The sequence below is a fragment of the Rossellomorea marisflavi genome, from assembly GCF_001274775.1.
GTDB lineage: Bacteria > Bacillota > Bacilli > Bacillales > Bacillaceae_B > Rossellomorea > Rossellomorea marisflavi.
Map to the genome: position 1 here is coordinate 478,569 of NZ_LGUE01000001.1, position 20,774 is coordinate 499,342.

22 protein-coding genes and 2 riboswitches are annotated in these 20,774 nt (G+C 48.6%); of the genes, 17 read left to right on the plus strand and 5 right to left on the minus strand.

Annotated elements, in window-relative coordinates; all coding sequences use genetic code 11:
• Window position 1 precedes the first annotated feature (1 nt).
• The 6 genes from comGD to AF331_RS02405 are packed head-to-tail and all read left to right on the plus strand — an operon-like array spanning window position 2 to window position 2,224.
• Window positions 2–433, plus strand: coding sequence for a competence type IV pilus minor pilin ComGD (gene comGD, locus AF331_RS02380; RefSeq protein WP_053426595.1), 432 nt, complete (start codon window positions 2–4; stop codon window positions 431–433).
• Window positions 417–734, plus strand: a complete 318-nt coding sequence (locus AF331_RS22290; protein WP_053426596.1) for a hypothetical protein — start codon at window positions 417–419, stop codon at window positions 732–734. The genes comGD and AF331_RS22290 overlap by 17 nt, the downstream gene beginning before the upstream one ends.
• Window positions 700–1,143 carry a competence type IV pilus minor pilin ComGF gene (gene comGF / locus AF331_RS02390; protein WP_160316477.1) on the plus strand — a complete coding sequence of 148 codons (444 nt, stop codon included), beginning with the start codon at window positions 700–702 and terminating at the stop codon, window positions 1,141–1,143. The genes AF331_RS22290 and comGF overlap by 35 nt, the downstream gene beginning before the upstream one ends.
• Window positions 1,133–1,489, plus strand: coding sequence for a hypothetical protein (locus AF331_RS02395; protein ID WP_053426598.1), 357 nt, complete (start codon window positions 1,133–1,135; stop codon window positions 1,487–1,489). Before comGF ends, AF331_RS02395 begins: the two co-directional genes overlap by 11 nt.
• A 3-nt stretch (window positions 1,490–1,492) precedes the next feature.
• Window positions 1,493–1,993, plus strand: coding sequence for a shikimate kinase (locus tag AF331_RS02400; protein WP_053426599.1), 501 nt, complete (start codon window positions 1,493–1,495; stop codon window positions 1,991–1,993).
• 3 nt (window positions 1,994–1,996) lie between these two features.
• Window positions 1,997–2,224 (plus strand): YqzE family protein, encoded by a 228-nt coding sequence (locus tag AF331_RS02405; protein WP_317950150.1) that lies wholly within the window; start codon window positions 1,997–1,999, stop codon window positions 2,222–2,224.
• A gap of 307 nt (window positions 2,225–2,531) precedes the next feature.
• On the opposite strand, the gene AF331_RS02410 is transcribed toward AF331_RS02405, so the two are convergent.
• Both AF331_RS02410 and AF331_RS02415 read right to left on the minus strand, forming a co-directional pair.
• Window positions 2,532–3,317, minus strand: coding sequence for a YqhG family protein (locus AF331_RS02410; protein ID WP_053426600.1), 786 nt, complete (start codon window positions 3,315–3,317; stop codon window positions 2,532–2,534).
• Window positions 3,286–4,986, minus strand: a complete 1,701-nt coding sequence (locus tag AF331_RS02415; RefSeq protein ID WP_053426601.1) for a DEAD/DEAH box helicase — start codon at window positions 4,984–4,986, stop codon at window positions 3,286–3,288. Before AF331_RS02415 ends, AF331_RS02410 begins: the two co-directional genes overlap by 32 nt.
• 172 nt (window positions 4,987–5,158) lie before the next feature.
• A riboswitch (glycine riboswitch) is annotated at window positions 5,159–5,249 on the plus strand.
• A 3-nt stretch (window positions 5,250–5,252) separates the two neighbouring features.
• Window positions 5,253–5,331, plus strand: a riboswitch (glycine riboswitch).
• An 81-nt stretch (window positions 5,332–5,412) separates the two neighbouring features.
• On the opposite strand from AF331_RS02415, the gene gcvT reads away from it, so the two are divergent.
• Genes gcvT through gcvPB form a run of 3 tightly spaced genes read left to right on the plus strand, consistent with a single transcriptional unit; the run spans window position 5,413 to window position 9,334 of the window.
• Window positions 5,413–6,516, plus strand: coding sequence for a glycine cleavage system aminomethyltransferase GcvT (gene gcvT / locus AF331_RS02420; protein WP_053426602.1), 1,104 nt, complete (start codon window positions 5,413–5,415; stop codon window positions 6,514–6,516).
• A 15-nt stretch (window positions 6,517–6,531) separates the two neighbouring features.
• The gene (gene gcvPA / locus AF331_RS02425; RefSeq protein WP_053426603.1) at window positions 6,532–7,878 is read left to right on the plus strand and encodes an aminomethyl-transferring glycine dehydrogenase subunit GcvPA; all 1,347 of its coding nucleotides are present in this window, start codon (window positions 6,532–6,534) and stop codon (window positions 7,876–7,878) included.
• On the plus strand, window positions 7,871–9,334 hold the full coding sequence (gene gcvPB / locus AF331_RS02430) for an aminomethyl-transferring glycine dehydrogenase subunit GcvPB (RefSeq protein WP_053426604.1): 1,464 nt from the start codon (window positions 7,871–7,873) through the stop codon (window positions 9,332–9,334). The genes gcvPA and gcvPB overlap by 8 nt, the downstream gene beginning before the upstream one ends.
• 357 nt (window positions 9,335–9,691) lie before the next feature.
• Here the strand turns inward: gcvPB and AF331_RS02435 are convergent, their stop codons facing one another.
• Entirely contained in the window at window positions 9,692–10,075 is a 384-nt protein-coding gene (locus AF331_RS02435) for a rhodanese-like domain-containing protein (RefSeq protein WP_053426605.1), read from the minus strand.
• Window positions 10,076–10,286: 211 nt separating this feature from the next.
• Between AF331_RS02435 and AF331_RS02440 the strand changes: the two genes are divergently transcribed.
• Together AF331_RS02440 and AF331_RS02445 are read left to right on the plus strand one after the other, a co-directional pair.
• Window positions 10,287–11,123, plus strand: a complete 837-nt coding sequence (locus AF331_RS02440) for a lipoate--protein ligase family protein (RefSeq protein ID WP_053426606.1) — start codon at window positions 10,287–10,289, stop codon at window positions 11,121–11,123.
• A gap of 334 nt (window positions 11,124–11,457) precedes the next feature.
• Window positions 11,458–14,019: a vitamin B12-dependent ribonucleotide reductase gene (locus AF331_RS02445; RefSeq protein ID WP_053426607.1), complete on the plus strand. Its 2,562-nt coding sequence runs from the start codon at window positions 11,458–11,460 to the stop codon at window positions 14,017–14,019.
• Between the two features lie 84 nt (window positions 14,020–14,103).
• Here AF331_RS02445 and AF331_RS02450 read toward each other — a convergent pair whose 3' ends face one another.
• The gene (locus AF331_RS02450; RefSeq protein WP_053426608.1) at window positions 14,104–14,988 is read right to left on the minus strand and encodes a LysR family transcriptional regulator; all 885 of its coding nucleotides are present in this window, start codon (window positions 14,986–14,988) and stop codon (window positions 14,104–14,106) included.
• Between the two features lie 144 nt (window positions 14,989–15,132).
• On the opposite strand from AF331_RS02450, the gene AF331_RS02455 reads away from it, so the two are divergent.
• The 3 genes from AF331_RS02455 to AF331_RS02465 all read left to right on the plus strand — a co-directional run bounded on the left by AF331_RS02455 (window position 15,133) and on the right by AF331_RS02465 (window position 17,967).
• Complete coding sequence (locus tag AF331_RS02455) at window positions 15,133–15,879, plus strand: acetoacetate decarboxylase (RefSeq protein ID WP_053427749.1); 747 nt, start codon at window positions 15,133–15,135, stop codon at window positions 15,877–15,879.
• A gap of 13 nt (window positions 15,880–15,892) precedes the next feature.
• A complete protein-coding gene (locus AF331_RS02460; RefSeq protein WP_053426609.1) occupies window positions 15,893–16,921 on the plus strand; it encodes a ketopantoate reductase family protein in 1,029 nt (342 codons plus the stop codon).
• A 170-nt stretch (window positions 16,922–17,091) separates the two neighbouring features.
• Entirely contained in the window at window positions 17,092–17,967 is an 876-nt protein-coding gene (locus AF331_RS02465) for a patatin-like phospholipase family protein (protein ID WP_053426610.1), read from the plus strand.
• A gap of 22 nt (window positions 17,968–17,989) precedes the next feature.
• Here the strand turns inward: AF331_RS02465 and AF331_RS02470 are convergent, their stop codons facing one another.
• Window positions 17,990–18,352, minus strand: coding sequence for an SA1362 family protein (locus AF331_RS02470; RefSeq protein ID WP_053426611.1), 363 nt, complete (start codon window positions 18,350–18,352; stop codon window positions 17,990–17,992).
• A gap of 226 nt (window positions 18,353–18,578) precedes the next feature.
• On the opposite strand from AF331_RS02470, the gene AF331_RS02475 reads away from it, so the two are divergent.
• From AF331_RS02475 to AF331_RS02485, 3 genes are all read left to right on the plus strand, one after another.
• A complete protein-coding gene (locus AF331_RS02475) occupies window positions 18,579–19,142 on the plus strand; it encodes a YqhR family membrane protein (protein WP_053426612.1) in 564 nt (187 codons plus the stop codon).
• A 90-nt stretch (window positions 19,143–19,232) separates the two neighbouring features.
• The gene (aroQ, locus tag AF331_RS02480; protein ID WP_053426613.1) at window positions 19,233–19,685 is read left to right on the plus strand and encodes a type II 3-dehydroquinate dehydratase; all 453 of its coding nucleotides are present in this window, start codon (window positions 19,233–19,235) and stop codon (window positions 19,683–19,685) included.
• A gap of 2 nt (window positions 19,686–19,687) precedes the next feature.
• A complete protein-coding gene (locus tag AF331_RS02485; RefSeq protein ID WP_053426614.1) occupies window positions 19,688–20,755 on the plus strand; it encodes a M24 family metallopeptidase in 1,068 nt (355 codons plus the stop codon).
• Window positions 20,756–20,774: the final 19 nt, after the last annotated feature.

Sequence of the window (20,774 nt, forward strand, 5' to 3'; positions counted from 1 at the left end):
GATGCGGGAGGAAAAGGGGTACACCCTTGTGGAGATGCTCCTCGTCCTATTCATGACGGGCGTCCTGCTGACATGGGTTGTGTTTTCCGTGAGTCCGACGAAGGCTTCAACGGATGAAGAGGTCTTCGTCTCCCAGCTTCAATCCGACCTCGCCTACGTTCAAAGCTATGCGTTCCGCTACCAGATTCCCGTCCGTCTTACCTTTTATTCCGAGAATGGGTCCTATATCGCGAAAAATGTTCTGAATGAAACGTTATTCAATCGAAAACTCCAGGAAGGTTTCGAAATCAAATCCAGCACGTTGTACGACATCACGTTCTATCCGAACGGAAATACCAATCGATTCGGCAGCGTCAATTTTGCGCGTGGCGGGACCAAGTATCAATTGACCTTTCAAATCGGACAGGGGCGTTATTATGTTCAGAAGAAATGATGGATTCTCCTTCCCCGAAATGCTCGTGGCATTCAGCTGTCTGCTGCTGATCACCGGCATCTTCCTTCCCCTATTGATGAACCAGGCCGTCCTGCTCAGGGAGAAGCAGTCCGAGGTGGAAGCGCTGAAGTGGATGGAGGAGGGGGTTGAACGTGCCATGGTCACGAAAAAGTATGAAAGGAGCTCGAAATCCTATGGAGGTGTCGACTATACGAGGTATTGGGAAGGAGGAGCATCATCGATCTGCGTGGAAATGCAGAGGGGTGGTGACGTCAAGAAAGTATGCAGCTCTGTGGAATGAGCGTGGATTCACCCTGCTTGAAGCCTTGTTTTCCTTCTTTATCGTATGTCTGATTTCGTTTTCCATCCCGTTGGTGATCAAGGGCTTCTCCCTCGTCCGGGAGGAAATGCTCCCGCCTCCGTATTACCAATGGACATTATTCAACGAGAGTGTAAGGCAAGAGACGTGGAAATCCCGAGGGATGACTGTAACGAATTCAGGGTTTTCTTTCATTCTGAATGGAGAGAAGGTCACGTATGAAAAATATCAGGATTCCATCAGGAGACGGGTGAATGATAAAGGCCATGAAGTGGTCCTTCAGAAGCTTTCCGGACTCAGTTTCAATGCGATAGACGGCGGTGTCAGGATAGAAGGAGTATTCCTTGATGGGAAGAAGCTTGAAGGAGAGTTCTTTTATTATGGGGAATGAGAAAGGATTCATCTTGCCGTTCACGCTGTTGTTCTTGTCTGTCATCTTGACCGTGGCCGTCGCTTCGAAAGATCTTTATGTGAGTAAATACCGGTACTTGACCAATATGCAGAACGTGTACGAACGAAAAATCAGCTTGTACCAGACCGTCCTTTATGAAATGGAAGCAGGAGGTGGTGTCGATGGACTGCGGAAGGGAAGCTTCGGCACGATGAGCGTGGACTATCTGGAGGATTCTGGTGACCTCAAGCAAATGGAAGTGAGATTGAATCAGCCCGGTGAGGTTTTTCTTCCGGTCGTAGTCGTGTATAATAAGGACACAAAAAAGATAGTGGATTGGAAGTAGATTATGGAATCAATTGTGCTTATCGGATTTATGGGAGTAGGAAAAACGACAATCGGGCATATACTCTCCGAAAAGGTCGGCCTTCATGTTGTGGACATGGACGAATACATTGTCGAGCAGGAGGGGATGCCTGTCCGCGAGATTTTTGAGCGTTTCGGCGAAGGGCATTTCCGTGATCTCGAAACGGGTGTCCTGTCAAAGCTCCTGAAAGAAGCGTGCATCATCACGACGGGAGGAGGGATCGTCGAGAGGAAGGAGAACCGCAAACTGCTTGGAGAAAGCGGGTGTGTGATCCATCTGTCCGCTCCGTTCGAAAGCCTGTGGGAGCGGCTTGAAGGAGATCCCGACAGACCCCTTGCACAGAATCCCCGTCATGAAGTGGAGAGTCTGTTCAGTCGTCGCATTCCCCTATATGAGGAAGCGAGGACCCATGAGGTGGACACCGGCGGAAAAGATGAAGAGGCGGTCACACGCGAGATCCTCTCCCTCCTCGGCAGGAATTAAAGCATGGAAACCTGGGCATACTGGATGGGTGAAGGTGGTGGCAGGATGTCTGTAAATGACTACGTCAAATTCTTGACCCAGACCGTGGTTCAGCATTATAACAAATCACCCCAGGAGCGGAAAACAATCAGGAAGCAGCGCAAGACCCGGAAGGAACCATTCCTGTATCGGTGGTTCGGCATCATTCCTTATGCGGTCGGGCTGTTTTTCAAAAAAAATAGGAATCAATAAAAAGTGGCTGAGACAACATGTTCTAGTCATAGTAAAACCCGAATTCATTTGCTGATGATCAGGCAAAATAATTCGGGTTTTTACTTTGTTTCATGGCCATTACGCTTATACTGTTTCCAGCGGTTGATTGGAGTGCAAGACGATGGATCCGGCGGGAAAAGTGGCGCCGGGCAGGCTTGCGAGGCTCACGAGCTAGCCGCGGAAAGCAAAGTCTTGCACGGAAATCATAAGGGTTACTAGGAATCAGTCCTACTATTGTTTGTCATTACATGGTCCTTTTTTCGTTTTGACCTAATCTCTTTATGTGTCACTGCTGAAGGTAAAAGATCCCCCCATTGATGATTTCGATTTCGATCTTCGGTTCGTATTGATCCTTTAGGGCAGCTTGTTCAAGGAAGTAGGATTCGGGCTTTTCTTCGACCTCTTTATAAAAGTGGTCCAACAGCTCCCGGTCTTCCTTCCATGAGGCAAGGGCTGATTCTGCCCATTCCGTCGACTCCCAGCTGATTTCATCCCGCAGTTGCTGTTGGATGCGTCCGATCCCACTTTTGGGGCGGATGATCGGGGTCAGGGTGAAGCAGAGATCCGGTATCTTCGGCGTCAGCTTGAGGGTGAGGAGTTCATCGTGAAATCCTTCCTTCATCATGCCATTGATCAGATTGAGGCCGATGCTCCGGAACGTATCCTTCTTACGATTCGATTGATAGGAGATCTTGACGTTCATACCGAGCCACGGATGAAGCGGGATTTGTTGCTGGCCGAACCCCGCCCTGTCCTCATAGAGCCGGGTATACCCTGCGAGACTCCGGGTGGAGCGGAAAATCTGGTGCAGTCGGGGTGAACCGAAATGGATGACTTCCCCCTGTAGTCCTTCCGGCGCCTTTTCCTGATCGGTGATCAGATTTAGTGCCATGGGATTCGGTTCCCCGCCGGTCTTTTCGAGATAATGCCAGTAGAATGGGCGATTCATGAGCTCTTTATCCATCTCGATCGTGAGCTGGACGGTCATATAGCCATCACCGCTTGCCTTCAGTTCACATCCGTTCGCATGAAAATACCGTTCAAGAAATCGATGTATTTCGTGCTGCTGCATCGGCCTTCTCCTCCTTCATCTGTTCTGCAAATTGAATCATGCTCGTCAAATTTTCCATTTTGATCTTCATTTCACCCTCGGTTCTTGAGGAGGCGAAGATATCCGTCATATGATCTTCAAACTCTTTGAAATCGAGTCGGGTCAGGATGTCATCAAGTTCGCCGATCACCCGCTCGAACAGGTTGATTTTTTCATAAAGCAGGGTGAGGATATGCTCTTCGACGGTTCCTTTTGTGGCGAAATTATAGATATGAACATCCTCGGTCTGTCCGAGACGGTGGACCCGTCCGATCCGCTGCTCAAGTCTCATGGGATTCCACGGCAGGTCGAAATTGATGACGTGATGACAGAATTGAAGGTTGATTCCTTCCCCGCCGGCTTCCGTGGCGATGAGAACCTGGGCGTGATTTTGGAACAATTGTCTCATCCAGTCCTTTTTCCCGCGCTTGAACCCGCCCCGGAAAGGAACCGATGTGATACCATGCTGCTTCAGGAACCATTGAAGATACATCTGGGTTGCCCGGTATTCAGTGAAGATGATCACTTTATCGTCGATGGATTGGATCAGCTCCAGGGCTTTCTTTGCCTTGGAGTTGACGGAGACGTTCTCGACCTTTTGCATGAGCGTTCCGATGACTTGCTTGAATCCCTCTGAAGGATCGTCCTTTTTGGCGAGCATATTCTTTAACGTGAAGTATACGGCTTCCCGGCTGGAGCATGCTTCCCGCTGCAGGGTGAGGAGGGAGAATGAGCTCGACGCCGCCCAGTCATCGTAGCGGCCACGCAGAAGATCAAAGCTGTCGTACAGGTCCCTCTCGCCATGTGAAAAGTCGATCAGGACTGTTTTTACATGGCGCTTCGTCCATTCGATACCCGTATCATTCCTTCGGTTCCTTATCATCACCTTGTTGATCAAGTTCTTCAGATGGTCGTCATCCTCAAGGGAACGGTCTCCATTTTTGTACCGGTCTGTAAAACCTGATTCGCTTCCGAGGTGTCCAGGCTTCAGGAGGGAAACAAGATGAAAGATTTCCTCGATCCGATTCTGGATGGGAGTTGCTGTCAGAAGAAGGCAGAATTTTTTCTTCAGGTTCTGAACAAATTCATAGTTTTTCGTTTTGTGATTCTTCAGTTTATGAGCTTCATCGATGATGACGAGATCATAATCCTGTTCGTAGACCTTTTCACGGTGAGGGCTTCTCTTGGCCGTATCCATGGAAGATACGACAATATCACACTGGTCCCAGACGTAACTTTTCCGCTGGGGGACGGCAGGGATGAAGAATTTTGTGTTCAACTCATAGCACCACTGGGATACCAGGGACGCCGGCACGAGGATGAGCACCTTCTTCACCAGTCCACGGATCATGTATTCCTTGAGGACAAGTCCTGCTTCAATCGTTTTCCCTAGTCCGACCTCATCTGCAAGGATCGCTTTTCCGTTCATGGTCTCCACCACCTGCCTCGCAGCTTCGAGCTGATGGGGGAGGGGAGTGACATTTGCCAAATGTTTCGGTGCCTGCAGCCCCTCAAAGTTCGGAATTGCGAGATGGTGCTCGAATTCGACGGCGAGTTTGTAGAGGTCGAAACTTCCCCATGGCCCGTCATTTGTGATAAGGCTTTCAAGATTTTCTCCCCATCCCTCATCGAATATGATATCTACATTCATATAAAAACAACTCCTTTTTTTCTGCAAAAATTGATTGCCCGGAACAATTGATTAATGGTAGGATGAAAATAGATTTACAATCTTACAAAAATGATCTAAATCCGAACATTAGCATCTGCTGCATTTCTTTTATATCTTTAGTATGACCAATTATTGCAAGGAATATTGGCGAATGATGACAAGGGGAGAGACTGCAGTCTGCAGCGCCGAAGGAGCAAGCATCAAGATGTGAATCTCTCAGGCAAAAAGACTCTTGTCGGACGCAACTCTGGAGAGCGTCCCGGATGGGGACCACCAAAGGGGAAAGCCGTATGAATCGGTAAACTTTCAGGTGCCAGGACAGAGAAGCCCACTTATTGAAAAGGGGCTTCTCTGTCCTTTTTTCATGCAAAAGAATGCAGTGTAACCACTAAAGGGGGAATCGCCATGTCAGAACTGAAGCAAACGCCTTTACACGATCTTTACCGCGAGTATGGAGGAAAGACGATCGATTTTGGAGGATGGGCCTTGCCCGTACAATTCTCCGGGATCAAAGACGAGCATGAAGCCGTAAGGAGCCGTGCAGGTCTTTTCGATGTCTCCCATATGGGCGAGATCACGGTGAAAGGAGAGGGTGCCCTTGAGTACCTTCAACGGATGATGACCAATGATCTGTCCAAATTGAAGGACGGAGGCGCTCAGTACACCGCCATGTGCTACGAAGACGGAGGGACGGTCGATGACCTTCTCGTCTATAAACGGAAAGATCACGATTATCTCCTTGTGGTCAACGCATCCAATATCGAGAAAGATTACGAATGGCTCATCCATCATGCAACCGAAGGGGTCGAGCTGACGAATCGTTCAGGCGAAATCGCCCAGCTTGCCATTCAGGGTCCGCTGGCGGAGAAGATCCTCCAGAAGCTAACCGATACAGATCTCGGCAGCATCGGGTTCTTCAAGTTCCAGGATGAGGTCATGATCAACGGTCACGAAGCGCTCGTATCAAGAACAGGTTACACAGGGGAAGACGGGTTTGAAATTTATTGTGCATCGGATTCCGCCCCGGCTCTGTGGAAGGAAATCCTTCAGGCGGGTGAAGAGGAAAGAATCGTACCTTGCGGCCTTGGTGCCCGAGACACTTTGCGATTCGAAGCGAATCTCGCACTCTATGGACAGGAGTTGTCGAAGACAATCACGCCCATCGAAGCGGGAATCGGTTTTGCGGTGAAGGTGAATAAAGACATCCCGTTCATCGGCCAGGAAGTCCTTCGCAAACAAAAGGAAGAAGGGGCACCTCGTAAACTGGTCGGGATCGAAATGATCGACCGCGGTATCCCTCGTCATGGATACAGTGTATTTTCAGGGGAAGAGCTGATCGGGGAGGTCACAACCGGTACCCAGTCGCCGACACTGAAGAAGAATATCGGTCTTGCACTTATCAGTAAGGAATTTGCCGAGCCCGGCACTGAAGTGATCGTGGAGATCCGGAATAAACAATTGAAAGCCGTTGTAGTGAAGACACCATTCTATAAGAGAACTGGCAAATAGGGAGGACTGACGTTCATGAAGCATCGTTATTTACCGATGACAGATCAGGATCAAAAAGAAATGTTGGACAGCATTGGAGTCGACACCGTCGATGCCCTTTTCGAAGATATTCCAGAAGAAGTCCGCTTCAAAGGCGATTATAATATTAAAAAAGCGAAATCCGAGACGGAACTCGTCAAGGAGCTGACAGCCCTGGCAGCTAAAAATGCCGATCTCAGGAGTCATGCAAGCTTCCTTGGGGCGGGTGTGTATGACCATTACATGCCGATCATCGTGGATCATGTTTTGTCACGTTCTGAATTCTATACGGCCTATACGCCGTATCAACCGGAGATTTCACAGGGGGAACTCCAGGCGATTTTCGAGTTTCAGACCATGATCTGTGAGCTGACAGGAATGGACGTAGCCAACTCTTCCATGTATGACGGAGGTACATCCCTTGCTGAAGCCGCCATGCTTTCAGCCGGTCAGACCCGTCGCAAGAAGGTGCTTGTATCAGCGGCGGTTCATCCTGAATCCAAAGATGTCCTGCGCTCTTATGCGAAAGGTCAGTATATCGATGTAGTAGAAATTCCCCATAAAGATGGAGTGACAGATCTTGAAGGGCTCGAGAACCTCATCGGTGACGACGTGGCAGCTGTGATTGTTCAATATCCGAACTTCTTCGGAAGTATCGAGGATCTTCAGGCGATTGAAGCCATCACTCATGGTTCGAAAGCGATGTTTGTCGTCTCTTCCAACCCTCTTGCACTCGGCGCACTCACACCACCGGGCAAATTCGGTGCCGATATCGTCATCGGGGATGCGCAGCCGTTCGGGATTCCTAGCGCATTCGGCGGACCGCACTGCGGCTATTTTGCCGTCAGCAAGAAGCTTATGCGGAAGGTACCGGGTCGCCTTGTCGGTCAAACGGTGGATGAAGATGGTGTCCGTGGGTTCGTTCTGACCCTTCAGGCAAGGGAACAGCATATCCGTCGCGATAAAGCGACGTCCAATATTTGTTCGAATCAGGCGCTGAACGCCCTGGCGGCTTCCGTTGCCATGACGGCACTCGGGAAGCAGGGGGTTAAAGAGATGGCGATCCAGAACATCCAAAAAGCCCACTATGCCAAAAATGCCATGAAGTCAGTCGGACTCGAATTGGCATTCGAAGGACCTTCCTTCAATGAATTCGTCGTCAAATTGAAGGCGCCGGTCAGGGATCTCAATCTTCATCTTATCCAAAAAGGGATGATCGGGGGATATGATCTCGGTCTTACGGACGAAACGCTCGCCAACCATATGCTCGTTGCCGTCACGGAACTTCGCAGCAAAGAAGAAATCGATGCATTTGCTAAAGAATTGGGGGATTATCATGCATAAGAAGGATCAGCCTCTTATTTTCGAACTCACTAAAGAAGGACGCGTAGGATACAGCCTTCCTGAATTGGATGTTCCGGCGGCAGATCTATCAGATCTGATTCCGGCAGAATTCATCCGCACAGAGGAAGCCGATCTTCCTGAAGTGTCCGAGCTTGATATCATGCGTCACTATACGGCTCTTTCAAAGCGCAACCACGGAGTCGATTCCGGCTTCTACCCGCTTGGGTCATGTACGATGAAATACAATCCGAAGGTGAATGAATATGTGGCTCGCCTCAATGGATTTGCCCATATCAATCCACTTCAGGAGCCTGAAAGCGTGCAAGGGGCACTTGGTCTCATGTATGACCTCCAGGAACATCTGAAAGAAATCACCGGGATGGATGAAGTGACCCTCCAGCCGGCTGCGGGAGCTCATGGGGAATGGACCGGGCTTATGATGATCCGCGCCTTCCACGAAGCGAATGGCGATACCCAGCGTACAAAGGTCATCGTTCCCGACTCTGCCCACGGCACCAACCCGGCGAGCGCGACGGTTGCAGGTTTCGAGACCGTTACGGTCAAGTCCAATGAAGACGGCCTCGTTGACCTCGAAGATCTGAAGCGGGTGGTGGGTGACGATACGGCTGCGTTGATGCTTACGAACCCGAACACCCTCGGGCTCTTTGAAGAGAATATCCTGGAGATGGCTTCCATCATCCACGGTGCCGGCGGCAAGCTCTATTACGATGGTGCGAACCTCAATGCGGTCCTCTCTAAAGCAAGACCGGGGGATATGGGCTTTGACGTTGTCCATCTTAACCTCCATAAAACGTTCACAGGTCCCCACGGGGGAGGCGGACCTGGGAGTGGTCCGGTCGGAGTGAAGGAAGATTTGATTCCTTATCTTCCAAAGCCGATCCTTGTCAAACAGGGAGAAGACTTTGTATTCGATTATGACCGTCCTGAAAGTATCGGAAGAGTGAAACCATATTACGGGAACTTCGGGATCAATGTCCGTGCCTACACGTATATCAGGACGATGGGGCCGGATGGTCTGCGCGCCGTGACGGAGAATGCCGTACTGAACGCCAACTATATGATGAGAAGGCTTGCTCCTCACTTCGACCTTCCATATGACCGCCATTGCAAGCATGAGTTTGTGATTTCCGGAAAACGTCAGAAGAAACTCGGGGTGCGTACCCTTGATATCGCGAAGCGCCTCCTCGACTTCGGCTATCATCCGCCTACCATCTACTTCCCATTGAATGTAGAAGAGTGCATGATGATCGAACCGACGGAAACCGAGTCGAAGGAAACCTTGGATTCCTTCATCGATGCCATGATCCAGATTGCGAAGGAAGCGGAAGAAAATCCCGAAATCGTCCAGGAAGCTCCTCACACGACTGTTGTGAAACGCATGGATGAAACCTTGGCGGCACGAAAGCCTGTACTTCGATATCAGAAAGAAGTTTAATATGTAAAAAGAAGGAAGAGGCTGGGACAACCATGCTCCAGTCATAATAAGCCCGGATTCATTTGCTGGAGGTAAGGCAAATGAATCCGGGCTTTTCATTTATTTCATGAGCATGACGGATCCAGCGGTTGATTGGAGTGCAAGACGGAGACTCGAGCGGGAATAGTAGCTGATGTGAGAAGGCCTGCCGAGGAGGCTCACGCGCTACCCGCGGCGAAGTCTTGCACGGAAATCATGAGCGGTGTCAAGAGCCTATGCGGATTGTGTTGGTCACTACATGACGCTCTTACGTTTTGTCTCAACCTCTTATTACAAACGAAAAAAGCCTCCGGTACCCTGATGGGCACCCGGAAGGCTTTATTTTTTGTGCTTGATTTTCCCGGTCCATTTTTTGAATCCACCTTTTAATTGATGGAGATCACGGTATCCGAGACGACGGAGCATTTGAGCCGCCCTGCCGCTTCTCATGCCGCTCTGGCAGTAGAGATAGACGGGCTGGTCTTTACGGATTTCTTTTTGTCTCATTTTCAGTTGAGAAAGTGGAATGTTTCTGGCGCCAAGAATATGACCGTTGTTATATTCATTGGTTTCGCGGACATCGATCAGCTGGGCTTTACGGTAGCCTGCGCGAAACTCTTCCTCTGAGAGTGTGTTGACGATTCTTTTTTGATTGAAATATGTAATGAGTGAATACGCTGCGATTGCACCGATTACAATCAATAGGATATATAAAGCTTCCATCCATTCATGCTCCTTTCTACAAATGCGCTATCTACTATTATATTCATGATGGCAAACATAATCAAAAGATTTTTGAAATAAAGTTCAAACACTTTCCAATCGGTTTCTCTTTGTTTTTTACCGGGTATTTGATAGACTAAGTAACGGATTAGAACGGTCTGCATTTGTGACCGATACATAATACTGCAAATTTAAGAATGAGGTATGCATAATGGAAAAGGAAATATGGAGATTCATCGATTCCGGTCACTGCTCCCCTTCTTTCAATATGGCATTGGATGAAGCGCTCCTTGACTGGCACAGCGAAGGGAAGATCCCTCCCACGATCCGATTCTATGGCTGGGACCCGGCGACCCTCTCAATCGGATACTTCCAAAAGGTAGAGAAAGAGATCAACATGGAAAATGTGAAAAAGCATAATCTGGGCTTTGTGAGAAGACCGACAGGAGGCAGGGGCGTCCTTCATGAGCACGAACTTACCTACAGCGTCATCGTCTCTGAAGATCACCCAGATATGCCAAAGACGGTAACGGAAGCGTACCGCGTCATTTCCGAGGGGATTTTACAAGGGTTCCGGGCGCTCGGTCTGGAAGCATATTTTGCCGTGCCGAAAACGGCTGAGGAGCGTGAAGGATTGAAGAATCCACGCTCAGCCGTCTGCTTCGATGCGCCAAGCTGGTATGAGCTCGTGGTGGAAGGCCGGAAAGTGGCCGGCAGTGCCCAGACACGACAGAAGGGGGTCATCCTTCAACACGGATCCATCCTCCTTGACCTGGACGAAGACAAGCTCTTCAGCCTCTTCAACTATCCGAATGATCGTGTGAAAGAACGCATGCAGCGCGCATTCAAGAGCAAGGCCGTCGCCATGAATGAGATCAGTGCGGAACCGATCACCATGGAGATGGCCAAGGACGCCTTCAAGAAAGGGTTCGAAGACGGTCTCGGAATCGGATTGGAACCATATGAGCTTTCACCCGAAGAGACACAATATGTAGAAAAGCTCGCGAAGGAACGCTACGAGTCCGACGAGTGGAATTACAAAAGATAATTTTTATTTTTTGCAGGAAATAGAATAAATGCCCGCTATTTCAAAGTTTGTCGGGTATTGGATAATATCAACATTGAAAATCATAGAAATGGGTCGATTTCCGATGGTTTATTCCGGTTAATCTCCTTTTTTCTAATGTTCTTGAAGGATTGTCCACTTGACAAATGAAGGGCGAAATGAACCTCGGCACAACATATGGTGTGGGACTTAAAATTCTGACCACTATATGTTGTGTTTTATTGTTGCTTTTCTAAAGTCGCTGTGATAACGTTAGTTAAGGAAATCAAACCATCATGTATCGCAGAGAAACATAGAGCTAGAAGGAGTTGTCGATATGACTGTTGCGTCGAAAGAAAATATGAGTTTAAACATTGAGAGATTGAATGAAGATATCCGTTTGTTCCCACAGGTGCACGAGATCACCCCGGACATGAAGACTACCCATAAAGGTGTATCCCGCCTGGTGATGATCGACCGATACTCATTCAAGGATACCGAAAAAATCACCCTCTCAGCAGGTGACTTCGTTGTTCTGACCATCAAGGAAGATCCGAAGTTCCCGGCACGCGGCCTTGGATATATCAAAGAGATCGATTTTGAGAACAAAAAGGCCCACGTCTGGATCGAAGAAGAATACCGGAGTGCAATCGAAAAGCCGGAGGAAATGGAAACGGGCATCGTCCTGCGTAATCTGGACGTCATTGAAAAGCCCCTTGAAGTATTCTACGAGCAGATTGCCAAGCGTAACGCAACAGGTCTGGCGGAAGTGGAAGAAACTCCTGAACTGAAGCAAGTCTGGTTCGAGAAATTCTATCATGAATTGGTGAACCTGCACTTTGTACCGGCAGGACGCGTCCTTTATGGGGCAGGGGCAGGAACGGATGTTACATACTTCAACTGCTACGTCATGCCGTTTGTGCAGGATTCACGTGAAGGTATATCCGAACACCGGAAACAGGTAATGGAAATCATGAGCCGTGGAGGCGGGGTGGGTACCAATGGTTCTACACTGCGCCCACGCAATACGCTGGCGAAAGGCGTGAACGGTAAATCTTCAGGATCTGTATCGTGGCTTGATGATATTGCCAAGCTTACTCACCTTGTCGAGCAGGGCGGCTCACGTCGTGGTGCCCAGATGATCATGCTATCAGACTGGCACCCGGATATCGTGGAATTTATCATCTCCAAGATGCAAAATCCACGCATCCTCCGCTATTTGCTTGAGAATACGGAAGATGAGACCATCAAGAAAGCGGCCCAGGATAAGTTGAAATTCACACCGCTCACCGAGCAGGAAGAAGCGATGTATCAAGGGATCCTGAACTACAGACACATCCCAGGCTATGGAGGCTTTGATGAGAAGATCCTGAGGGGTGCAGAAGAGAAGCTGAACACCGGTGGAACCTACAGCGTTCACAATCCGGAGTTCCTCACCGGCGCCAACATCTCAGTCTGCCTCACAAGCGACTTCATGGATGCAGTCGAGAATGACGAAGAGTATGAGCTTCGCTTCCCGGATGTGGAAAGCTATGACGCCGACACGATGGCATACTATAATGAAGAGTGGCATAATGTCGGGGACGTTCGCGAATGGGAACAGATGGGCTATAAAGTCAGAACCTACCGCAAGATCAAGGCGAAGGAACTCTGGAATCTGATCAACGTATGTGCCACATACTCTGCAGAACCTGGAATCTTCTTCATCGACAATGCCAATGATATGACGAATGCAAAAGCATACGGTCAAAAAGTCGTGGCAACCAACCCTTGTGGAGAACAGCCTTTGGCTCCGTATTCCGTATGTAATCTTGCAGCTGTCAATCTCGCTGAATTCGCAGATAAGGATGCGAAAACCGTTGATTTTGAGAAGCTTAAGCAAACAGTCGAAGTCGGGGTGCGCATGCAGGACAATGTCATTGATGCGACTCCATACTTCCTTGATGAGAATAAAACACAGGCACTCGGTGAACGCCGTGTCGGTCTCGGTGTCATGGGACTTGCCGATCTTCTGATCTACTGTGAGAAAGAATACGGCTCAGAAGAAGGAAATAAGCTCGTTGATGAAGTATTCGAGGTCATCGCGACGACAGCCTATCGTGCATCCATCGAGCTATCCAAAGAAAAAGGAAGCTTCCCGTTCCTGATCGGAAGCACAGATGCTGAAACACAAGCCATCCGTGAACGCTTCACACAGACGGGCTTCATGGAGAAAATGCCTGAAGATGTGAAGGAAGGGATCCTGGAGCACGGAATCCGTAACTCCCATCTGTTGACGGTTGCACCGACAGGATCAACCGGAACGATGGTAGGAGTATCCACAGGTCTTGAGCCATACTTCTCCTTCACGTATTATAGAAGCGGAAGACTCGGTAAATTCATCGAAGTCAAAGCGGATATTGTGGAAGATTATCTATCAAGAAATCCAGGAGCCAGTGCAGATGAACTGCCTGAGTGGTTCGTTTCATCCATGAGCCTGGCACCGGAAGCACATGCGGACGTTCAATGTGTGATCCAGAACTGGATTGACAGCTCCATCTCCAAAACGGTCAACGCCCCGCGCGGTTACACAGTGGAGCAGGTGCAAAAAGTGTACGAACGCCTCTATAAAGGTGGCGCTAAAGGCGGTACCGTTTATGTAGACGGAAGCCGTGATTCACAGGTCCTCACCCTCAAAGCGGAAGAAAACAGCTTTGACGATGAAGAGGAAACCATTGTAGAAACAGCGAAAAAACCCGTTGTCCTTGTAGACACGATCCAGGATGTGCGCTCGACTGATGTGACCATCGGATCGGAAGTCGGCAACACATGCCCGGTCTGCCGTAAAGGGACAGTCAAAGACATGGGTGGATGCAACACATGCACAAACTGTGGCGCACAGCTCAAATGCGGACTATAAACTGATAGAGAGAAACACCTCTTTGGATGTATTTCATCCAGAGAGGTGTTTTTTTGTTTTAGAAGTGCCATCCGTAGGGACGGATCAGATCCTGAATAAGTCATGGTGCTCTTTATAATATGAAACGATAAAATTACGAAGATCATCCGTCGAAGAGGTCATTACCTTGTTCTTTCTCCAATATAATCTGACCGGGTAAGTAGCTGAATGATCCGCCAATGGACGATAATTCAATCCAAGCGTCCTGCAACTAGAAACAGGAAGGAGTGCCACTCCTTGATCCAGTTTGATGATTTCAACCAACAGATTCGAATCTACTTCGAATGCTGATTTGGGGATGAAACCAGCACGTTCACATAGCATGGACGTAAATGTGCGGTATTCTTCGTTATTTGCCAGGGTGATGAAGGGGTCATCGGCCACGTGATGAAGCGAGAGTTCGGCTTCCCCAGTCAATCTGTGATTGGAGGGAAGTGCCAGAACAATATCTTCATTCACAAGCAAACAGCTTTCCAACTCTTCATCCTGTACCGTATCACCTGCTATGCCCAGTTCGATATCCCCTCGTTTCAAACTTGATAGGATATCGGTTTTCCCCCTGATGGATTGAATGATCGTTGTCTCAGGAGCGCGATTGATGAACTCACTGATCAGGCCGGAGAGGAACCGGGGGTTGGATATGGCGATCTTGATCATGTGGGCAAGGTGATGCTCTTCACGTTCAATTTCAGCCTGTGCATTCTCCAGTTCAATAAAGATACGGTTCACATGTTTTAAGAGGATCTTACCGGAAGAACTCAGTTGGATATTCCTCCCTTTTCGATCGAATAGCGACGTCCCCAGTTCATCTTCCAGTCGTTTTATGGTCAGACTCAGGGAAGGCTGGGCAATCTTAAGCTGTTTGGCGGCATTCGAAATATGCTCGGTATAGGCCACAGTCTGAAAATATTTGAGTTGTAGAAGTTCCATCCATCATGCTCCTTCAAAACATTTACTGGGATAAATATATCTATATATTATTATGTATTAGATTAAATGTAAATGAAGGAGTAAGCTCATGGTAGAGGTTCAGTTCAGTGAACCTCACTCACTATGATGGAAGGTGCGATCACGATGAAAATTGATGTGAATACCATTTCGAAAAATTTAACAACTCCATTAACAGCACCGGCTTATCCATATCCGGCATACAAATTCATCAACCGGGAATACCTGACGATCCTCTATCGGACGGATGAACAGGCATTGCGTGAAGCCGTCCCGGAACCACTGGAAATCCATGAACCCCTCGTGAAATTCGAGGTCATGTGGATGCCGGATGTAACTGGTCTGGGTGCATATACAGAATCAGGCCAGGTCATCCCTGTCCGCTTCAACGGCGAAGAGGGTGATTATGTGCACTCGATGTACGTGGATAATTTCCCTGCTATTGCAAGCGGCAGGGAGCTGACGGCCTATCCGAAAAAATTGGGTGCTCCAAAGCTTTATGTCGATTCCGACACCCTGGTTGGAACCCTTGATTATGGTTCACTCCGTGTCGCAACGGCCACCATGGGATATAAGCATGCTGAAATGGCGAAGGAAGAAGCGCTTGAAGAGATTTGCCGGCCGAATTTCATGGTCAAGATGGCAACAGATTATGAAGGGAATCTCAGAATCTGCGATCTCGTGCGCACTCAGATAACCGATATCAACGTGAAGGGGGCATGGAGCGGCCCTGCAAGACTGCAATTATTCGAACACGCACTGGCGCCGCTTGCCGACCTTCCCGTATTGGAAGTAGTATCGGCATCCCATATCCTGACAGACCTGACATTGAATGCAGCACAGCCGGTTTATAACTATCTGGAGGAAAAATAAGGAGGACATTTTCATGAGAATCGCAGTATTGGGAGCAGGTTCACTCGGAACCATCGTCGGAGCATATCTTGCCGACGGGGGGATGGATGTAGAATTGATTGATTCATATAAAGAACATGTCGAACGCTTGAATCAGGAAGGGGCGAAAGTCATCGGTACGACGGATTTTCACGCCAGGGTCAAAGCCATCACCCCTGAAGAGAAAGCAGGGACCTATGATTTGGTTCTGCTTCTCACCAAACAATTGTATAACAAAGCGGTTTTGCAAGAGCTTCTTCCTTTCTTACATGAGGTGAGTGTCGTATGTTCCCTTCAAAATGGAATACCGGAAGAAGTGGTCGGTTCCATTATCGGAAAAGAGCGTGTGATTGCTGGTTCTGTTGAATTCGGCGCCACATTCATAGAACCGGGTGTATCGAATCTTACAACTGAATTTAGCCAATTCAAACAGTATGCGTTTCAGATCGGCGAGTTGAACGGGGAATCAACTGACAGGATCCAGGAGATCAAATCCATCCTGGACCTTGTAGGAGGCACACATATTTCCGATAATCTGGTGGGGACCAAATGGTCGAAGCTATTGATTAATAATGCTTTCAGTGGTTTATCTGCTGCGTTGAACGGTGAATACGGAGACATCCTTGACGATGAAACGGGTATCACCAGTGCCGTCCATATCGCAGATGAAACCATCAAGGTTGGACATGCCAATGGTGTCCACTTTGCCAAAATGGGCGGATTTGACGTGGAATCCCTTGAGTTGCAAAGTGAACATGAGATCGAAGCCCGCATTCAAACACTGAGGGCCGTGATGGAGCCATCAAGATTGCTGCGCGCAAGCATGCTGCAGGATCTGGAGAAAAATAGAAAAACCGAAATTGACTACATCAATGGGGTTGTACCGAAACTGGGGGAGAGCAAGGGCATTTCGACTCCTTTCAATGAAATGGTCGTGAAACAGGTGAAGTTTGCCGAAGAGAGCCAAACGGTTCCGGAATTTGATGTGAATGTTCAGGCATTTAAAGAGTTGTTGGTACACTGATCCGTGCTTTTTTCATTAACGATCTACGTGAAATAAAATCATGCAAAAGGGGAGAAGCACACGGGTGCCGCTCCCCTTTTCGGTCTCAATGAATTCTTTCGATGAATGACGTCTAAAATCCATCTTTCTTCATTAGGTATGTAATAACACCCTATGGAAGGGGGAGAAGGATGGAAATTGACGGCGTATTTTCAGGAGGAGGCATAAAGGGGTTTGCCCTCATAGGAGCCTATCAGGCGGTGGAGGAAAAGGGATATACGTTCAAGCGGTTGGCAGGTACAAGTGCAGGTGCGATCATATCGGCCTTCATCGCAGCCGGTTATACGAGTAAAGAAATCGCGCAGCTGATGGATGAAGTCGACGTAAAGACGTTCATGGATGCATCACCGTTTTCCTTGCCGATCATCAAGTGGTTCATGGTCTATTTTCGTCTGGGGTTGTATAAAGGCAAGGCCTTAGAGGCGTGGATCGGGGAGAAGCTTAAGGCGAAGGGGGTAGAGACGTTTGCGGATCTGCCGCCACATTCCCTACGAGTCATTGCATCGGATCTTTCCAACGGAAGGATGATCGTCCTTCCTGATGATCTGGATGGCTACGGAATCCCGAAGGAGACATTCCCTGTTGCAAGGGCGATCCGGATGAGCGCAAACCTCCCCTTTTTCTTTGAGCCGGTGAAGTTGAAATCCCTCGAGGGAACAAGCATAACCGTGGATGGTGGAGTCCTGAGCAACTTTCCCATGTGGCTGTTCGACAAAGAAACAAACAAATCAGAGAGACCTGTTCTTGGTGTGAAACTGAGTCACGATCTGACTGATCAGCCTAAGAAAGTGATCAAAAATGCCATTGAGTTGTATGAGGCGCTATTCACAACCATGAGGGATGCCCATGATGCCCGGTACATTTCCCGTAAACACGAGCGGAATATTGTGTTCATTCCGACAGAAGGGGTCATGACCACCGATTTCGAACTGGATGGAGCAAGGAAGTCGGAGCTCATTGAGTATGGGAGGATGAGGACGGCTGAATTCCTGAAGCACTGGCATTAAAAAAAGAACAACCATTCCTCCTTTAAAAAGAGGCGCGGTTGTTCTTTTTGCTTTTTTTGCCTTCTATAACCGTCAGATTGGCGCTGGATTTCTTCCGCACCGGACGTTTCTTTGACACGTTTGAGACTTGGGGCTTACTGGCAGGCTTACGCTTATGCCTCTTTTTGGACATTTTGGCCGCTTTAACAAACGCTCTTTGCTCGTTGTTACTGCCTGTACGGCGACCGCTGAACCACTTGCGGTAAATGAAGTAGATGATACCGATCACGGCGGCGGTTACTAAGATCTGTCGCAAAAGACCCAGGGGATTGCCGATGAGAAGGGAACCAAGTCCCACTGCGGCGAGTATCATAAGGGAAAAGACGAATAGGTTACGAGCGTTCAACAAAGCCACCTCCTTACCATATATGCAGACTTTCATTCTATACGTATAGTTTAGACCGATTTCACATTTTTTAACCTACTATTTTTAAAAAATCAAAGGCACGATGTTCCCGATTATTCGGGCGTATACCCATTTTACTAAAAAATGAAAGAAAGCACTAGAAAGAGCACCGATTTTCTCGCATGAGCCTTTTCGTTTCGGACATACTACGACGGAGGTGATACTAATGGCAGAAGAAAAAGGACAGCATGAAAAGGTTCAAGAGGGAAGTGCAGAGAGCAAAAAGGATCCTGGACTCGAGCAAAATCAGAGCGAAAAACCCCTGTCTTTTGCGGCACTTGTCGTCATCACGGGATTCATGGGGGGCATATTCTGGAGCGCCATCGCATATCTGTGCTATTATTTCTCTTTTACGAAAATCGAACCGACCGTCATCTTTGAACCGTGGGCGGCGGGGGACTGGGTCGACAAGTGGATCGGGATGGTCTTGGCCATCCTCGCATACGGAATCATTTCCATCGGAGTGGCTTTCGTTTACTATGCCATACTGAGGAGGTTCAAATCCATGTGGGTAGGTGCGGCATACGGGGTGGCTCTGTTCCTGTTATTCTTCCTCGTCCTGTACCCCTTGTTCCCGAGCATCGGCTCATTGATGAAGATCGGTGTGGATACATTCGTGACCAGTTTGTGTCTCTATATCCTGTACGGCGTCTTCATTGGTTATTCCATATCGTATGAGGAAAACGAGCTGAGGGCGAAACACGGGAGTACAGACCAGGTTTCCCAGTGAGGGACCGTTATCAGACAATTTTGTAGGTATCAGCATAGCTTTATGATAGAATGTTCATGATGAACATTCTATTTTTTTAGGGGAATACATATGCAGAAAACGATCCTGATATTGAACGGACCGAATTTAAACAGGCTCGGAAAAAGGGAGCCCGGTATCTATGGTAGCGAGACCCTTGCCGACCTGGAGGAACGATTGAGCCGGAAGGCAAGCGCCATGGGATATGCAATTCAAGCATACCAGTCCAATCATGAAGGGGAACTGATCGACTGGATCCATCGCGCTGAAGACGAAGGGGCAGCCGGAATCATCATGAACCCGGGTGCATTCACCCATTACAGCTACGCCATCCGTGATGCCGTGGCAGCGGTGGACATACCTTTCATTGAAGTGCATATTTCTAACATCCATGCACGGGAATCCTTCCGGCATACGTCCGTCATCGCTCCTGAAGCGTTGGGTCAGATTGCAGGTTTTGGTTTCCTGGGGTACGAAATGGCCATGGATGCACTGGACAATTATCGAATGGGGAGAGGGAAATAAACATGACAAAAATTGACCGTTTACGCGAATCTTTGAATGAACGAAACATTGATGCACTCTTGATTACAAGTGAATTCCATCGCCGCTATATGACCAACTTCACGGGGTCCGCAGGTGTGGTGCTCATTTCAGCGGATAAGGCGCTATTCATCACGGACTTCCGCTATACCGAGCAGGCTGCGGAGCAGGCCATCGGATATGATATCATCCAGCATAAAGGTCCGATTCACGACGAGGTGGCCAAACAGGTCCAGGAACTTGGACTGAAGACGGTCGGCTTCGAAAAGGACTATATGACCTATGATGCATTCACCACCTATCAGGCTGCCCTGAGTGCCGAATTCGTCCCGGTGTCGGGTGTAGTGGAAAAATTACGCTTGATTAAGACTCCTGAAGAGATTAAGATAATTAAGTATGCTGCGGACATCGCCGAAGCTACATTCAAGCATATCCTGGATTACATCAGACCTGGTTTGACCGAGCTGGACGTTTCCAATGAAATGGAGTTCTTCATGCGGAAGCAAGGCGCGACCAGTTCTTCATTCGATACCATCGTCGCATCGGGACTCCGTTCTGCCATGCCTCACGGGGTGGCAAGCGAGAAAGTCATTGAAAAAGGGGATTTTGTAACCCTTGACTTTGGTGCATACTATAATGGATATGCTTCAGATATGACAAGGACCATTTCTGTCGGTGAGCCCAGCGAGAAGCTGAAGGAAATCTACGGCATCGTCCTGCAATCCCAATTGATGGCTGTCGAACAGATCAAACCCGGCATGACCGGTAAGGAAGCTGACGCCATCAGTCGAGACTACATAACCGAAAAAGGGTATGGGGACTGTTTCGGCCATTCACTAGGACACGGGATCGGACTTGAGGTCCATGAGGGTCCTGGGCTTTCATTCAGATCGGAAACGACCCTTGAGCCGGGTATGATCGTCACAGTAGAACCTGGTATTTACGTACCGGGAGTCGGGGGCGTGCGGATCGAGGATGATCTGGTGATCACTGAGGATGGTAATGACAACCTCATGCATTCGTCGAAAGAATTGATCATCTTGCCATTCTGATGGCAGACAGGATTATTAT

Excerpts from the sequence above, each read along its gene's own strand:
- comGD (WP_053426595.1), top strand. The coding sequence starts at position 2 with ATGCGGGAGGAAAAGGGGTACACCCTTGTGGAGATGCTCCTCGTCCTA.
- AF331_RS22290 (WP_053426596.1), top strand. The coding sequence starts at position 417 with ATGTTCAGAAGAAATGATGGATTCTCCTTCCCCGAAATGCTCGTGGCA.
- AF331_RS02395 (WP_053426598.1), top strand. The coding sequence starts at position 1,133 with ATGGGGAATGAGAAAGGATTCATCTTGCCGTTCACGCTGTTGTTCTTG.
- AF331_RS02400 (WP_053426599.1), top strand. The coding sequence starts at position 1,493 with ATGGAATCAATTGTGCTTATCGGATTTATGGGAGTAGGAAAAACGACA.
- AF331_RS02405 (WP_317950150.1), top strand. The coding sequence starts at position 1,997 with ATGGAAACCTGGGCATACTGGATGGGTGAAGGTGGTGGCAGGATGTCT.
- AF331_RS02410 (WP_053426600.1), bottom strand. The coding sequence starts at position 3,317 with ATGCAGCAGCACGAAATACATCGATTTCTTGAACGGTATTTTCATGCG.
- AF331_RS02415 (WP_053426601.1), bottom strand. The coding sequence starts at position 4,986 with ATGAATGTAGATATCATATTCGATGAGGGATGGGGAGAAAATCTTGAA.
- gcvT (WP_053426602.1), top strand. The coding sequence starts at position 5,413 with ATGTCAGAACTGAAGCAAACGCCTTTACACGATCTTTACCGCGAGTAT.
- gcvPA (WP_053426603.1), top strand. The coding sequence starts at position 6,532 with ATGAAGCATCGTTATTTACCGATGACAGATCAGGATCAAAAAGAAATG.
- gcvPB (WP_053426604.1), top strand. The coding sequence starts at position 7,871 with ATGCATAAGAAGGATCAGCCTCTTATTTTCGAACTCACTAAAGAAGGA.
- AF331_RS02435 (WP_053426605.1), bottom strand. The coding sequence starts at position 10,075 with ATGGAAGCTTTATATATCCTATTGATTGTAATCGGTGCAATCGCAGCG.
- AF331_RS02440 (WP_053426606.1), top strand. The coding sequence starts at position 10,287 with ATGGAAAAGGAAATATGGAGATTCATCGATTCCGGTCACTGCTCCCCT.
- AF331_RS02445 (WP_053426607.1), top strand. The coding sequence starts at position 11,458 with ATGACTGTTGCGTCGAAAGAAAATATGAGTTTAAACATTGAGAGATTG.
- AF331_RS02450 (WP_053426608.1), bottom strand. The coding sequence starts at position 14,988 with ATGGAACTTCTACAACTCAAATATTTTCAGACTGTGGCCTATACCGAG.
- AF331_RS02455 (WP_053427749.1), top strand. The coding sequence starts at position 15,133 with ATGAAAATTGATGTGAATACCATTTCGAAAAATTTAACAACTCCATTA.
- AF331_RS02460 (WP_053426609.1), top strand. The coding sequence starts at position 15,893 with ATGAGAATCGCAGTATTGGGAGCAGGTTCACTCGGAACCATCGTCGGA.
- AF331_RS02465 (WP_053426610.1), top strand. The coding sequence starts at position 17,092 with ATGGAAATTGACGGCGTATTTTCAGGAGGAGGCATAAAGGGGTTTGCC.
- AF331_RS02475 (WP_053426612.1), top strand. The coding sequence starts at position 18,579 with ATGGCAGAAGAAAAAGGACAGCATGAAAAGGTTCAAGAGGGAAGTGCA.
- aroQ (WP_053426613.1), top strand. The coding sequence starts at position 19,233 with ATGCAGAAAACGATCCTGATATTGAACGGACCGAATTTAAACAGGCTC.
- AF331_RS02485 (WP_053426614.1), top strand. The coding sequence starts at position 19,688 with ATGACAAAAATTGACCGTTTACGCGAATCTTTGAATGAACGAAACATT.